This is a genomic window from Pseudomonas asgharzadehiana, assembly GCF_019139815.1.
Classification (GTDB): Bacteria; Pseudomonadota; Gammaproteobacteria; order Pseudomonadales; family Pseudomonadaceae; genus Aquipseudomonas; species Aquipseudomonas asgharzadehiana.
Genome location: NZ_CP077079.1, coordinates 3,609,610 through 3,623,692 on the forward strand (window position 1 = coordinate 3,609,610; position 14,083 = coordinate 3,623,692).

The following is a 14,083-nucleotide window of genomic DNA, read 5'->3' on the forward strand; positions in this document are numbered from 1 at the left end:
GAAGCAAGGAGAAACACCATGAAACCTCAAATGGCTCTGAAACCACTGGTTTTCGCTCTCGCCGCACTCATGGCTGCCGCAGCTCAAGCAGGTGGCTGGCACCCTGCGCCTCAACCTACCGGCACCATCGCCGCTGTCGTGACGGATGTACAAAACAGCGCGATCAACAAGTTTGACGACACCAAAACCGAAAACAACGCCTCGGCCGATGGTTCGGTAAACGGCAACAGCGGTAACGTTGGGGTCAACGTCCAGTCAGGCAGTGGCAACCAGGCAGACAACTCAGCCGCCATCTCCAGCGCCAAAGGTGATGCCGCCACCGTCTTCGGCGTGGTCGATGTGAACCAAAACAGCGCGGCGAACAGCTTCGTCAACAAAGGCACCCAAAACAACGCTTCGCTGGATAACTCGGTTAACGGTAACTCCGGCAACCTGGGTTACAACGGCCAGGCCGGTCAAGGCAACCAGGGTAAAAACAACCTGGCAATCGTGACCGCCGACGGCAAAAACATCGCCGCGGCCGCCAACACCGAGCAAAACTCGCTCGCCAACAGCTACCTCAACACGGCCGCTACCAGCCACGGCTATGGCCATGGCGGCAAGGCCCAATACGTGTCCAACAACTCCAGCCTCGACAACTCGGTTAACCGCAACTCCGGCAACGTGGGTGTGAACCTGCAATCGGGCTCGGGCAACCAAGGCAGCAACAGCCTGTCGATCGGTCAAGGTTGCACCGTCTGCGCCAGCGGCGTGCGCTTCTGATCCAACGGGGCCTTGGCGACAAGGCCCTTTTTTATTCCCGTGTCCAGCAGGTCATACGATCATGCGCCTCGCGACCCTCACCCTCCTGATGTTGCTCACCGGCCCCACGTGGGCAGGCACCATGGCGATCTCCGCCATGCCTGGCGGTGCAGTGATTTTCAAGAAGGTCGAGAGTATTCGTGAACGCCGGTTCGCCAACCTGGTGGAACAGAAAACCGATTTCAGCTGCGGTGCCGCGGCACTCGCCACCATCCTGCGCCAAGCCTACTGGCTGGACGTCGACGAAGATCACATCATCAAAGGCATGCTGGTCACCGCCGACCAGAACCTGGTGCGTACCCAGGGTTTTTCCATGCTGGACATGAAGCGCTACCTCGAAAGTATCGGCATGCGTGCCCGGGGCTACAAAATTGCGCCAGACACTCTGGTTACCGTGAAGATCCCCGTGGTGGTGCTGTTGGAAATTCGTGGCTACAAGCACTTCGTGGTGCTGCAGCGAGCCGACAAGGACTGGGTCTATATCGGCGACCCGGTGCTGGGCCATAAGCGCTATTCCCACGATGATTTCGTCAAGGGCTGGAATGGCATCGTCTTCGCCGTGCTGGGTGAGGGTTACGACAAGGCCAATGTCTTGCTCGACCCACCTGCGCCGCTGACCGCCAAGAACCAGTTGAATGAGTTCAGGCCCGTAGGCGATGCCGAGCTGATGGATTTCGGTTTCATACAGAGCGACTTCTTTTAAGAAGCGCAATAAGGGGCAGGACGCTCCAGGAGCAGAAGATGAACACTTCCCGTTGGCTGACGGTCATGTGTCTGGCAGCCTCGATGCCCGCTTATGCTTCATCGGCATTCAAACCGATCGAACTCAAGGATTCGGAAATGGCCGACCTGCGCGGCCGTTATGTCATGCCGGGGCGCATCATCAGTTTCGGCATTGTCATGAGCAGCACCTGGACCAATGCCGTGGGCGACAGCATCACCGGCAAGGCGAGCATGCAGGTCGACTCGTCCACCCTCACTCCGCAATTTTATGTGCAAACCACCGGTTCGACCGGCAACGGTACGAACCCGAACACCGGTACCGGCACTGTCACCGGCGGCGCCGGCCTGGGCAGCGGCCAGGGGGTGACGCAAAGCGTGCGCACCGCCGGCGACGGCAACACCGCCTACAACAACGTGGGGATCACCGTCGAGAACGGCCTTGCCCCCGCCAACCTCGCGCAATCGGGGCAGGTGCTGGTGGCCGGCGGTACGGTGACCGGCGACAGCGCGGCTGGCCGTGTAAGCGTGTCGGCCAATAACGGCGGGTTACAGATGGCGATCCAGGCCAACCATAACCAGGGCAACAGCCTGCAACAGATCGGCGGTGGAAACGTGCTGCAAGGCACGGTTTTGACCGGCAACACCAACTTCGTCAACAACATGACCCAACTCAACGTGGTAATGAACAATAACGGTTTGAACAACGGCGCATTGAACTGCAATTTGGATCAACTCAAAGGCCTACGCACCCTCGGTTATTGAACTACGCTGACCCTCGACACTTACGCATTAGAAAAGGACGGCTTATTTCATGCATCGATCGTTATCGCTCCGTGCGGTGGTCTGTTTAAGTACGCTCTTGCCCGCATCCGTTTTGTATGCCGCGCCGGATGCCGATATCGAAACCCTCAAACAGGAACTCCTGGAACTCAAGCAGCGGTACGAAGTGCAGCAAAAAGCCCTGGCCGTGCTGGAACAACGGGTGCGTCAAGTCGAAGACCAGCCGGCGACTCCCGCGCCACGGCGCCTGGCCAAATCCCCGGCAGACTTTCAAAAAGCCAACGGCACCACGGTGGCGGGCACGGGCGCCGCGGCGGCATCCGGCGGCGCCGGTGGCGGCAGTTCCTATGGCCAGTCCCTCAAGGACGATTCGGCCCCCGCGCAAAGTGTGAGCAACTTGTATAACGAAGCCAGCGGCTTTTTCGGCAACGGCAAGTTCAGCTTTGAAACCGGCATCACTTACGCCCGCTACGACGCTCGCCAGTTGACGCTCAACGGCTTCCTGGCGCTGGACTCGATCTTCCTCGGCAATATCAACCTGGACCGCATCAAGTCCGACAACTGGACCCTGGACCTCACCGGCCGCTACAACGTCGATAACCGCTGGCAGTTCGACGTGAACGTGCCGGTGGTCTACCGCGACTCTACCTACCAGTCTGCCGGCGCGGGTAACAACGGCACCGCCACCTCCGAACAGTCGGTCACCCGCGACCCGACCATTGGCGACGTCAACTTCGGCGTGGCCTACAAGTTCCTCGACGAAACCCCTACCCTGCCCGATGCCGTGGTGTCGGTGCGGGTCAAGGCGCCCACAGGTAAAGAGCCGTTTGGCATCAAGCTGGTCAACAAGCCGGGCAACGACAACCTGTACGTGCCGGAAAGCCTGCCCACGGGCAACGGCGTCTGGTCGGTCACTCCGGGGATCTCGCTGGTCAAGACCTTCGACCCGGCGGTGTTGTTTGGTTCGGTGTCCTACACCCACAACTTCGAAGACTCGTTCGATGACATCAGCAGCGACGTCAACCAGAAAGTCGGCGGCAAAGTCAGGCTGGGCGACAGCTTCCAGTTCGGCGTCGGCGTAGCCTTTGCCCTCAACGAGAAGATGAGTATGTCGTTCTCGGTGTCCGACCTGGTGCAGCGCAAAAGCAAACTCAAGCCCGATGGCGGCGACTGGCAGTCGGTGGTATCCAGCGATGCCAACGCCGGGTATTTCAACGTGGGGATGACGATTGCGGCCTCGGATAACCTGACGATCGTGCCGAACCTGGCGATCGGCATGACCGACGATGCGCCGGACTTTACGTTCAGCCTGAAATTCCCTTACTACTTCTAACTGAGGTTCACACAAGGAAAAGCCCCGCAACGATAAGGGTCGTTGCGGGGCTTTTCGGTTTACCCGCCCTAGCGGATCTGGTGTTTGTGCAGCAACCGGTAGAACGTGGGCCGGGAAATTCCCAGCACGCGGGCCGCGACACTCAGGTTGTCGCTGTGCCGGTTGAGTACATCGCACAGCGCCTGGCGTTCGGCGCGGTGCTTGTAGTCTTCCAGTGTAGCCATCGGGGGTGAAATTGCCTGCTCGCCTTGCAAGCCCAGATCAACGGCTTCTATCTGGCGCCCTTCGGCGAGTACCAAGCCACGGCGCACACGGTTGGCCAGCTCACGCACATTGCCGGGCCACGGGTGTTGCCCCATGGCCACCAGCGCGGTTTCGCTGAAGCTGCGGGGCCGACGGCCGGTTTCCTGACTGTAGAAACGTGAAAAGTGGTTGGCCAGCATCGCCACGTCACCATGGCGCTCCCGCAAGGGCGCAGTGACCACTTGCAACACGTTGAGCCGGTAATACAAGTCTTCGCGGAATCGGCCCTTGGCCACCGCAGCCTCAAGGTCGACGTGGGTGGCCGCCAGCACGCGCACATCCACCGGAATGGGTTGGCTGCCACCCACGCGCTCGATGTGTTTTTCCTGCAGGAAACGCAGCAGGTTGGCTTGCAGTTCCATCGGCAGATCGCCGATCTCATCGAGGAATAAGGTACCGCCGTGGGCCGCTTCGATACGCCCGACCTTGCGCTGGTGGGCACCGGTAAACGCGCCCTTTTCATGGCCGAACAATTCCGATTGGATCAAATGTTCAGGGATCGCCCCGCAGTTGATCGCCACAAAGGGCTTGGCGTGACGCTGGGATTGGCGATGCAGGGTCTTGGCCACCAATTCCTTGCCGGTACCGCTGTCACCCCGGATCAACACGGGGGACTCCGTCGGTGCCAGCTTGGACAACAACTTGCGCAGTTCGCGGATGGGCCGGCTGTCACCCAGTAGTTCATGGCCCTCGTCCACCGGGGTATGGCCCTTGCCGCGCAGGCGCGCCATGCCGAAAGCGCGGCCCAGGGTGACCTGCACGCGGGCAACGTCGAAGGGCAAGGTATGGAAGTCGAAAAACCATTCGCACACAAAGTCACCGACGTTTTGCAAGCGCAGCACATCCTGGCTGAGCACGGCGATCCACTCGGTGCCGCTGCGGCCAATCAGTTCCTTGACGGCTTCGGGTCGTTCCAGGTGATAGGGCTGCAGGCGCAGCAGGCCGATATCGCAGGATCGGTCACCTACCGCTTCCAACGCACAGCTATCGACTTCCCAGCCGGCGGTGCGCAAGCCGGGCAATAAGCCATGGCAATCGTCGCAGGGGTCGACCACGAGCAAACGGCGTTGGACGGCGGGCACACCCATGACTGTTCCTTGGCGTCAAAATTGTTAAAAGTATTTAGAAACAACGGTTTGTGATGCCTGGCGCTAACACTAGCAAGCTATTGACGCGGGGCTTGTACCGTTTTGCTATAAGAGTTGGCAAAAAGCCACTTGCGCAGACTTCAGACAAAAAAGTTGCAGGCCTTGGAAACTTTCATTCAGCTTTTAAAACAGCCGCTTACCTGACGCCAATCACAGAAAGTTGAAAATTGTGGCGCTAACATGTGACCCGTACCCCGCCATCGTGCATCAGTACAAGTAACCCACCGCACGGTCCGCCCAACCGCCGGTACTCACTTGAATGGGCATTTAGAGAGAGACCCACATGAACGCCCCGCTCCGCATCAACGAAGCTCTTTTGATCGCAGACCGTGCTTTCCAACCCTTTCAGTGCGTGGCCTGGCACGATGGCAACGGCGCCCTCAGCCTGAGCGTCATCGACCGTACCAATACCCGTATCGGGCGCAAACAACTGTCGTCGCATACTTATAGCGACCCGGCGCAATTGGAAAACTTGCTGTTGCAAGCCCGCGCCGAGCTCGACAAAGATGGCCACCAGTTGCAGTCCTGGGCAATGCCCAAGTAAGTCAACGTGCACACTTTCGATCACTGCAAAACAGTGATCGAAAGTTGCGTCGTATCACTTATGGTGCTCGTCGCGCCGCCAGAATAAACCGTTCAATCGCCTCGGCCGCGCCATCGTCGACATTACTGCCGGTGACCACGCGTGCTTGGCGCTTGACCGTTTCTTCGGCCTGCCCCATGGCAATCGACAACCCGGCCACGTGAAACATCGCCGGGTCATTGCCGCCATCGCCGATCGCCGCCGTTTGCTCCAGTGGTACGCCAAGATGGTGTGCCAAGGTCTTCAAGGCTTCGCCCTTGTTGGCCAACATGGCGGTGACATCCAGATACACCGGTTGCGAACGCGACACCTGGGCCAGCCCCTGCACCTTGGGCTGCAGCCGTGCTTCGAGCTCCACCAGCAATTGGGCGTTGTTGCTGGCCGCGACAATTTTGTCGACCCGGTCCAGGTAGGGCTCGAAACTCTCCACCACCACCGGCCCGTACCCCAGGCCGTCGGCTTCGCGCTGCACCATCGGCCCCGGTGGATCACGGCGCAACCAGTCACCGTCAGCAAACACCCAGACTTCCACCTCCGGCTCGGCCGAAAACAGCGCCAGCGTAATCAGCGCCGCCTCGGCCGGCAGATGGTGGGCAACCAGGATGCTGCCATCCGGGTTGATCAGTGTGCCGCCATTGAAGCCCGCCACCGGAATATCGATGCCGAACGCCTCGACCAAGTGCAGCATGGCCTTGGGCGGGCGCCCGCTGGCCAGGCTGAAAAACACCCCAGCCTCGCGCAGCTGGTGTACCGCATCCAACGTACGTGGGCTGAAGCGGTGATCGGGATGCAGCAAAGTGCCGTCCACGTCACTCAGGATAAAACGGATGGGATGGATCGCGGCGTCACTCATCCGAGCGTGTGCCAGGTACGGCCATCGCGGGCCAGCAACGCATCGGCCGCCGCCGGGCCATCTTCACCGGCCTTGTAGGCCTGGATCCCATCGTCTTGCTTCCACGCATCCAGGAACGGCTGCACCGCACGCCAGCCGTTCTCGATGTTGTCGGCGCGCTGAAACAAGGTCTGGTCACCGGTCATGCAGTCGTAAATCAGGGTTTCGTACCCGGTCGAAGGCTGCATCTGGAAGAAGTCCTTATAGGCGAACCCCAGTTGGATGTTGGCCATGTCCAGGGTCGGCCCGGGCTTTTTCGCCAACAGGTCGAACCACATGCCTTCATTGGGCTGGATCTGGATCTTCAGGTAGGTAGGCTTGAGCTCATCGACTTCGGTGTCGCGAAACTGCGCATACGGTGCCGGTTTAAAGCAGATCACGATCTCGGTGTCGCGCACGCTCATGCGCTTGCCGGTGCGCAGGTAAAACGGCACGCCAACCCAGCGCCAGTTGTCGATCATCACCTTGAGCGCCACGAAGGTCTCGGTGCTGCTGTCAGGCGCGACGTTGGCCTCTTCGCGATAGCCCGGCAAGGGCTTGCCGGCGATTTCACCCGCAGTGTACTGGCCCCGTACCGAGTTGGCCCGCGCATCCTCCAGCGACCAGGGGCGTACCGCGCCGATGACCTTGGCCTTTTCACCCCGCACCGCATCGGCGCCAAACGCCGCCGGCGGTTCCATGGCCACCATCGCCAGCAACTGGAACAGGTGGTTAGGCACCATGTCGCGCAGGGTGCCGGTTTTTTCGAAGAAATTGCCCCGGGTCTCCACGCCGACGGTTTCGGCGGCGGTGATTTGCACGTGGTCGATGTAGTGGTTGTTCCAGAACGCCTCGAACAGCACGTTGGAGAAACGGCTGATGAGGATGTTCTGCACCGTTTCCTTGCCCAGGTAATGGTCGATGCGATAGATCTGCTTCTCGCTCATTACCTTGAGCAGGCAGGCGTTCAAGGCTTCAGCGGTGGCCAAGTCTGAACCGAACGGTTTTTCGATGACCACGCGACGGAAACTGTCATCGGTCTCGGTCAACAGGCCCGCATTGCCCAGGCGCTGCACCACGTCACTGAAGAAACGCGGTGCGGTGGCCAGGTAGAACACCGCGTTGCCGGTGCCGCTTTGGGCGATCTTGTTGCCGATGTCGGCATAGGTGCGGTCGTCGAGGAAGTCGCCCTCGACATAGCTGATGCCCTTTGCCAGTTGCGCCCACAAAGCCGGGTCAAGGGCGTTATCGGCATTGCCCTTGACCTTGCTCGCGGCCTCGGTGCGGATAAACGCCTCGAGCTTGGCGGCGAAGTCGGCATCGCTGATCGCGTTGTGATCGACGCCGACAATACGCAGGCCATCGCCCAGCAAACCGTCACGACTGAGGTTGTACAGCGCCGGCATGAGCAGGCGCTTGACCAGGTCGCCATGGGCGCCAAACAGAAACAAGGTGGTGGGTGGAGCAGGTTCGGCCTTGGGTTTCTTGCCGTTGGCGGTCATTTTTTGGAGGTCTCCACATGACCACCAAAGCCGAAGCGCATGGCAGACAGCATCTTGTCACCGTACGTGCTCTGCTGGCGCGAGCGGAAACGCGCGAACAACGACGTGGACAACACCGGCACCGGCACGGCCTGCTCCATCGCAGCCTCGATGGTCCAGCGGCCTTCGCCACTGTCGGCCACGGAACCGGAGTAGCCGTCCAGTTTAGGGTCGGTGGCCAAGGCGTCGGCGGTCAGGTCCAGCAGCCAGGACGAGACCACGCTGCCACGGCGCCAGACTTCGGCAATGTCGGCAACGTTCAGGTCAAAGCGTTGATCTTCCGGCAGGTTGTCCGAGTTCTTGGTCTTGAGGATGTCAAAGCCTTCGGCAAACGCCTGCATCATCCCGTACTCGATGCCGTTATGGATCATCTTGACGAAATGCCCTGAGCCTGCAGGGCCGGCGTGGATGTAGCCCTGCTCGGCACGCGGGTCGGCAGCGGCCGAACGGTCTTTGGTACGCGGGATGCTGCCCAGGCCAGGGGCCAGGCTTTTGAAGATCGGGTCCAGGCGTTGCACGGTCTCGGTGTCGCCACCGATCATCATGCAGTAGCCACGCTCCAGGCCCCAGACGCCGCCGGAGGTGCCGACATCCACGTAATGCAGGCCCTTCTCGGCGAGTGCTTTTCCGCGACGCACGTCGTCCTTGTAGTTGGTGTTGCCGCCGTCGATGATCACGTCACCGTGCTCCAGCAGCTCACTCAGTTCATTAATGGTGCTTTCGGTGGGGTCGCCTGCCGGCAACATCACCCAGACGGCGCGAGGCTTTTGCAGCCCGGCAACCAGGGCCTGCAAGTTGGCGACGCCGGTGGCGCCCTCCTCGCTCAAGCCTTTGACAAATGCTTCGTTACGGTCGTAGACAACGGTGGTATGCCCATTGAGCATCAGGCGCCGTGCAATATTCCCGCCCATGCGGCCTAGTCCGATAATCCCCAGTTGCATGTGCTGATGCTCCTAACTACTAAAAAATGTGTGACATAGTTTATAGCGCAATGAGGCTAATGAGGGTTAGTCAGGGCCAGATCCGTGTAGTTTCATGGCAAAAAAGTTGCCATCGTTTCACCATCACTGCCACCAAAGTCACACGACCGCCAAAAATAAAAAAGTTCCATTGCCGCGAAAAAGAATTCAGAATTGCTTCCGACTGTTGCCGAGAACCTCGACTCAAGCGTTCTGGCACGCCGCGACACACCGCCTATTTGCGAGGCAAGCAATGAGCACAGCACAGATGACCCGCCCCCCACAGACTCTCTACGTCTCTATCCGTCGCGATGAGTTGCGCCAGTTGAAAGACGAACGCGATCACCTGCAGCAGGAAATCCTGCGCCTGCGCGCGCATATCATCCAGGCCCAACTGGACCAGCCCGCCGGTGTGCAGCCAGCGCTCTGCTGAGTCCCGTCATCACTTTGTAAGATAACGGCTACAAAAATCTCACAAAGTTTTCACACGCTGTTCTCGATACTCCCGCCCCCAAGGGCCATCCCACGCAGGATGGCCTCTGTTGCGTGCACACCTGCGCGTCAACTGACAAATTATCGGGTTGGAGCGCTGGATGGCGATGTTCGAACGCAGCACCACGTCTGCGAAAGGCTTTGATTGGGCCGGTCTTGGCTGGCTATTCCTGTTTTTCTGGTATTTCTCGGGTATCACCCAACTGCTGATCCAGCTCAGCGGCACTTCCGGCTTCAGTGGCTTTCGCCAAGCCTTCTTCATGAGCGCACTTTGGCTCGCCCCCATGTTGCTGTTCCCGCGCCGCACGCGCTTGCTCGCGGCACTGATCGGCGTAGTCCTGTGGGCCTGCTCAATGGCCAGCCTGGGTTATTTCTTCATCTACCAGCAGGAATTTTCGCAAAGCGTCATTTTCATCATGTTCGAGTCGAACATCTCTGAAGCCGGTGAATACGCCACCCAGTACTTCGCCTGGTGGATCGTATTGGCCTTTATTGCCCACACCGCCATGGCGATTTTCCTGTGGACCCGCCTGCGCCCGGTGTACTTGCCCCGTGGCCAGGCCATGCTGGCAGCGGCGGCAATCGTGCTCGCGGTGGTCGGTTACCCGCTGGTCAAGCAGATCGCCACCAACGACAACCTGGAACACGCCATCGACGGTTTCGAAACCCGTATCGAGCCCGCCGTGCCTTGGCAGATGATCGTTGCGTATCGCCGCTACACCGAGCAACTGGACAACATGCAGGGCATGCTCGACAGCGCCAGCCAGATCCCGCCTTTGACTGGTTTTAAAGACAGCATGGCAGACCAGCCTTCGACCCTGGTGTTGGTGATCGGCGAGTCCACCAATCGCCAGCGCATGAGCCTCTACGGTTACCCGCGCAACACCACGCCGGAACTGGACAAACTGCGCGACCAACTGGCGGTGTTCGACAACGTCATCACCCCGCGCCCCTACACCATCGAAGCGCTGCAACAGGTACTGACGTTCGCCGACGAGGAGAACCCGGACCTGTACCTCAAAACGCCGTCGATTGTCAGCGTAATGAAGCAGGCCGGCTACAAGACGTACTGGATCACCAACCAGCAGACCATGACCAAGCGCAACACCATGCTCACCACGTTCTCCGAACAAGCCGATGAGCAGGTGTACCTGAACAACAACCGCAACCAGAACGCCCGCCAATACGATGGCGACGTGCTCGCACCGTTTGCCAAGGCCCTGGCCGATCCGGCTGAGCGCAAGTTCATCGTGGTGCATCTGCTGGGCACCCACATGAGCTACCAGTACCGCTACCCGCCGACCTTCGACACGTTCACCGACCGCCAAGGCGTACCGGCCGGGATCAGCGACGATCAACTGCCGGTCTACAACAGCTACGACAATGCGGTGCTATACAACGACTTCGTGGTGTCAAGCCTGATCAAGGACTACGCCAAGACTGACCCCAACGGTTTTCTTCTGTACCTGTCGGACCACGGCGAAGACGTATTCGACTCGGCCGGTCATACCACGCTGGGCCGTAACGAAGGCAAACCGACGGCACCGATGTACACCATTCCGTTCATGGCCTATGCCTCGCCCAAATGGCGCGAAAGCCACAGTTGGAATTTTGCCGGCGACCTGCAGCGCCCCTACAGCAGCTCGCAACTGATACACACCTGGGCCGACCTGGCCGGGCTGAGTTTCAACGAACTGGACCGTAGCAAAAGCCTGGTAAGTGACAGCTTCAAGCCACGCCCGCTGCTGATCGGCGACCCTTACCAGCGTCAGCAGAAAGCCTTGATTGATTTCAGCCTGATCAAGCCGAAAAAGCCCAATCCGACTGATGTGGTGCTCCAGGAAAAACCCGCTCCGTAACACAAAGATAACAATCATTCTCGTTTAAGCCTAAAGTTCCACCACTCCTTTCGTCTTTGAACCATGGCCTTTCCCTACCGGGAAGGCCGCAAAGACGACAAGGAGTCTCCCGCGATGTTCGTGCCTTCCACCCGTACCATGCGCTTCACACTTGGCCTCTTCAGCGTAGCCCTGAGCCCGGTTCTGCTGGCTGAAGCCACCACCAAAGCCCTTGAACTCGATGCCACCAGCATCACCGCCGAAGGGTTGGGCGCCACTACCGAGCACACCGGGGCATACACCACCGGCTCGATGAGCACCGCCACGCGCTTGAACCTGTCCGTCAAGGAAACCCCACAATCGATCTCGGTGATCACTCGCGAGCAGATGGATGATTTCAACCTCAATACCCTGACCGACGTGCTGCGCCAGACCACCGGCGTGACCGTGCAACATATGGATTCGGACCGCGCGGGTTATTCCGCCCGAGGTTATTCAATCAATAACTTCCAGGTCGACGGCATGCTCAATACGTTCGGGCGCATGAAGTCCGACTCCGACACCATTATTTACGACCGTATCGAGGTGGTGCGTGGGGCCACGGGCTTGACCACCGGCGCGGGCGATCCATCCGCCACGGTCAACATGATCCGCAAACGCCCCACCTCACAGTGGCAGGCCAAGGCCGGCGTCAGCGGCGCCAGCCATGACAATTACTACAGCTACCTGGATGTGGGCGGCCCCCTGGCCTTTGACGGACGCCTGCGCGGGCGCACGGTGTTCGCCTACCGCGACAGCCAGTCCTATCGCGACAATTACGCGCAACAACGCGAGGTGGGTTACGGCATTCTTGAAGCCGACATGACGGACGATACCGTGGTGGCCGTCGGCTTCGATTACCAGAACAAGCACGTCCAGGGCTCCTCCTGGGGCACGCTACCGTACTGGAACAGTGACGGCAGCAAGGCTCGGCTATCGCGCTCGGCGAACCTGGCGACAACGTGGAGTTCCTGGCCGCTGAAAGACCAAACCACCTTCGCCTCGATTGACCACAAACTCACCGCGAACTGGCGCCTCAAAGCGGCCTATACCCACCGGCAAAGCGACAGCGACGGCAAGGTGTATTACGGCGGCTCGGGGTTTCCAAACGCGGACGGCAGCGGCATGACCGCCTGGACCAGCCAGATGGTCGGCACCTCCAAAATGGATGCGCTCGATTTCAACCTTGCCGGCGCCTATTCATTGCTGGGGCGCGAGCACGAGTTAATGGTGGGTTATGGTGAGTCCGCGCAACGGGACTCGTCGCCCTTCCAGCGTTTTTCGACGCCGGCAGGCTATGAAACAATTCAAGACTGGAAACACATGGGCGGCATCGGCAAATTTGCCGATCGCACCACCGGCCTCAAGGGCGAACACAGCAGCAAAAAACAGAAGGCAGGCTACCTGGCCACACGCCTGAGCCTTACAGACAAACTGCACGCGGTGCTGGGCAGCCGATATGGCAGTTGGGAGATCCAAAGCACTTCCCCGGACTACAACCTCGCAAACCAACTGACCTCCTCCAGCAAAACCAGCCAGACCCACAATGATATGTGGACCCCTTATGCGGGTGTGCTCTACGACCTGACGCCCGAATACACGGTGTACGCCAGCTACACCGACATCTTCAACCCGCAGGACGAACGCGACGCCGGCAAGAAATACCTGGAACCGGTGGTGGGCAGCAATTACGAAATAGGCCTTAAGGGCAGCCTGCTGAACGAGCGCTTGAACCTGGCCACCGCGTTTTTCTGGAGCACCCAGGATAACGTGGCGGAACTCGACAACACCGCCCCGCCGGATCCCAAAACCGGCGAGCAGTTCTATAAAACCGGCGGCAAGGGCAACAAGGTGCAGGGTTTTGAAATGGAGATATCCGGCGAGGTCATGCCGGACTGGAACCTCACGGCGGGTTACACCTATACCCATTCACTCAACGGCGAGAAGCAACGCAACAACACCAACTTGCCCCTGAATATGCTGAAGGCCTCGACCACCTATCGCCTGCCGGGTACATGGCGCGGGTTGACGGTGGGTGGCGGCGTGAATTGGCAGAGCGATTTCTTTGAATTTGCCCAACGCCCTACCGGTGGGCGAGACGCCGACGGCAATCTGAACACGCAATCGACAAAGATCACTCAACAGGCTTATACGGTGGTCAACCTGATGTCCCGCTACCAATTCGACGAGCATCTTTCCACTTCGCTGACTATTAATAATCTACTGGATAAAAAATATTACGAGCGTGTCGGTTTTTATAACGGCGTTTATTGGGGAGCACCGCGCACCCTCACGCTCGCGTTGGACTGGACACTGTAAACACGCTCGGCACCGCTAACAAAATAGTTAACGTCGGGTCATCCCGGGGTTAACTCCCACTTAATAAGATAGCCCCATAGTCGCGCCATGAATCTGATCACGACGTGACCGGGTACCTATCACTCTTAATGGGAACATTGCTATGAAACTGTCGACCTTGATGCTTGCCAGCCTGATCACCCTGACCTCCGCCGCAGCGTTTGCCGAGGGCGGCTCGGAGCGTTCCAAGGCGTTCTATAACGACTTCGCCTTCGTCCAGCAAGAACTTCATGGCACCGCCGAACAAATGGCATCCGCCGACGGCAAAACACTGAAGAGCGACACCGCTGATCAGGCACAACCGAAAAGTTAAT

Annotated in this window: 13 protein-coding genes; 9 read left to right on the top strand and 4 right to left on the bottom strand. The window is 59.3% G+C overall.

What is annotated here, in order from left to right; all coding sequences use genetic code 11:
* Nucleotides 1-18: 18 nt before the first annotated feature.
* From fapC to fapF, 4 genes are all read left to right on the top strand, one after another.
* Nucleotides 19-762 (top strand): amyloid-like fimbrin subunit FapC, encoded by a 744-nt coding sequence (fapC, locus tag KSS96_RS16185; protein ID WP_065878893.1) that lies wholly within the window; start codon nucleotides 19-21, stop codon nucleotides 760-762.
* A gap of 61 nt (nucleotides 763-823) precedes the next feature.
* Complete coding sequence (gene fapD, locus KSS96_RS16190) at nucleotides 824-1,504, top strand: fibril amyloid maturation endopeptidase FapD (RefSeq protein ID WP_017528527.1); 681 nt, start codon at nucleotides 824-826, stop codon at nucleotides 1,502-1,504.
* Between the two features lie 38 nt (nucleotides 1,505-1,542).
* A complete protein-coding gene (fapE, locus tag KSS96_RS16195) occupies nucleotides 1,543-2,286 on the top strand; it encodes a fibril amyloid subunit FapE (protein ID WP_017528528.1) in 744 nt (247 codons plus the stop codon).
* Between the two features lie 49 nt (nucleotides 2,287-2,335).
* A complete protein-coding gene (gene fapF, locus KSS96_RS16200; protein ID WP_068936613.1) occupies nucleotides 2,336-3,637 on the top strand; it encodes a fibril amyloid transporter FapF in 1,302 nt (433 codons plus the stop codon).
* Nucleotides 3,638-3,705: 68 nt separating this feature from the next.
* On the opposite strand, the gene KSS96_RS16205 is transcribed toward fapF, so the two are convergent.
* Nucleotides 3,706-5,028, bottom strand: coding sequence for a sigma-54 dependent transcriptional regulator (locus tag KSS96_RS16205; protein WP_017528530.1), 1,323 nt, complete (start codon nucleotides 5,026-5,028; stop codon nucleotides 3,706-3,708).
* 343 nt (nucleotides 5,029-5,371) lie between these two features.
* Here KSS96_RS16205 and KSS96_RS16210 point away from each other — a divergent pair, with 343 nt between their 5' ends.
* Nucleotides 5,372-5,632: a hypothetical protein gene (locus KSS96_RS16210; RefSeq protein WP_017528531.1), complete on the top strand. Its 261-nt coding sequence runs from the start codon at nucleotides 5,372-5,374 to the stop codon at nucleotides 5,630-5,632.
* A 58-nt stretch (nucleotides 5,633-5,690) separates the two neighbouring features.
* Here the strand turns inward: KSS96_RS16210 and KSS96_RS16215 are convergent, their stop codons facing one another.
* Genes KSS96_RS16215 through gnd form a run of 3 tightly spaced genes read right to left on the bottom strand, consistent with a single transcriptional unit; the run spans nucleotide 5,691 to nucleotide 9,024 of the window.
* Nucleotides 5,691-6,524 carry a Cof-type HAD-IIB family hydrolase gene (locus tag KSS96_RS16215; protein ID WP_017528532.1) on the bottom strand — a complete coding sequence of 278 codons (834 nt, stop codon included), beginning with the start codon at nucleotides 6,522-6,524 and terminating at the stop codon, nucleotides 5,691-5,693.
* Nucleotides 6,521-8,044, bottom strand: coding sequence for a glucose-6-phosphate dehydrogenase (gene zwf / locus KSS96_RS16220; RefSeq protein ID WP_217855091.1), 1,524 nt, complete (start codon nucleotides 8,042-8,044; stop codon nucleotides 6,521-6,523). The genes KSS96_RS16215 and zwf overlap by 4 nt, the downstream gene beginning before the upstream one ends.
* A complete protein-coding gene (gnd, locus tag KSS96_RS16225; protein WP_065878886.1) occupies nucleotides 8,041-9,024 on the bottom strand; it encodes a phosphogluconate dehydrogenase (NAD(+)-dependent, decarboxylating) in 984 nt (327 codons plus the stop codon). The genes zwf and gnd overlap by 4 nt, the downstream gene beginning before the upstream one ends.
* A 271-nt stretch (nucleotides 9,025-9,295) precedes the next feature.
* Here gnd and KSS96_RS16230 point away from each other — a divergent pair, with 271 nt between their 5' ends.
* The 4 genes from KSS96_RS16230 (at nucleotide 9,296) to KSS96_RS16245 (ending at nucleotide 14,082) form a co-directional block, all read left to right on the top strand.
* Nucleotides 9,296-9,475: a DUF6026 family protein gene (locus KSS96_RS16230; RefSeq protein WP_256095647.1), complete on the top strand. Its 180-nt coding sequence runs from the start codon at nucleotides 9,296-9,298 to the stop codon at nucleotides 9,473-9,475.
* 160 nt (nucleotides 9,476-9,635) lie between these two features.
* Nucleotides 9,636-11,393 carry a phosphoethanolamine transferase CptA gene (locus tag KSS96_RS16235; RefSeq protein WP_017528536.1) on the top strand — a complete coding sequence of 586 codons (1,758 nt, stop codon included), beginning with the start codon at nucleotides 9,636-9,638 and terminating at the stop codon, nucleotides 11,391-11,393.
* Between the two features lie 114 nt (nucleotides 11,394-11,507).
* Nucleotides 11,508-13,730 carry a TonB-dependent siderophore receptor gene (locus KSS96_RS16240; protein WP_217855093.1) on the top strand — a complete coding sequence of 741 codons (2,223 nt, stop codon included), beginning with the start codon at nucleotides 11,508-11,510 and terminating at the stop codon, nucleotides 13,728-13,730.
* 142 nt (nucleotides 13,731-13,872) lie between these two features.
* Nucleotides 13,873-14,082, top strand: coding sequence for a hypothetical protein (locus tag KSS96_RS16245; protein ID WP_017528538.1), 210 nt, complete (start codon nucleotides 13,873-13,875; stop codon nucleotides 14,080-14,082).
* Nucleotide 14,083: the final 1 nt, after the last annotated feature.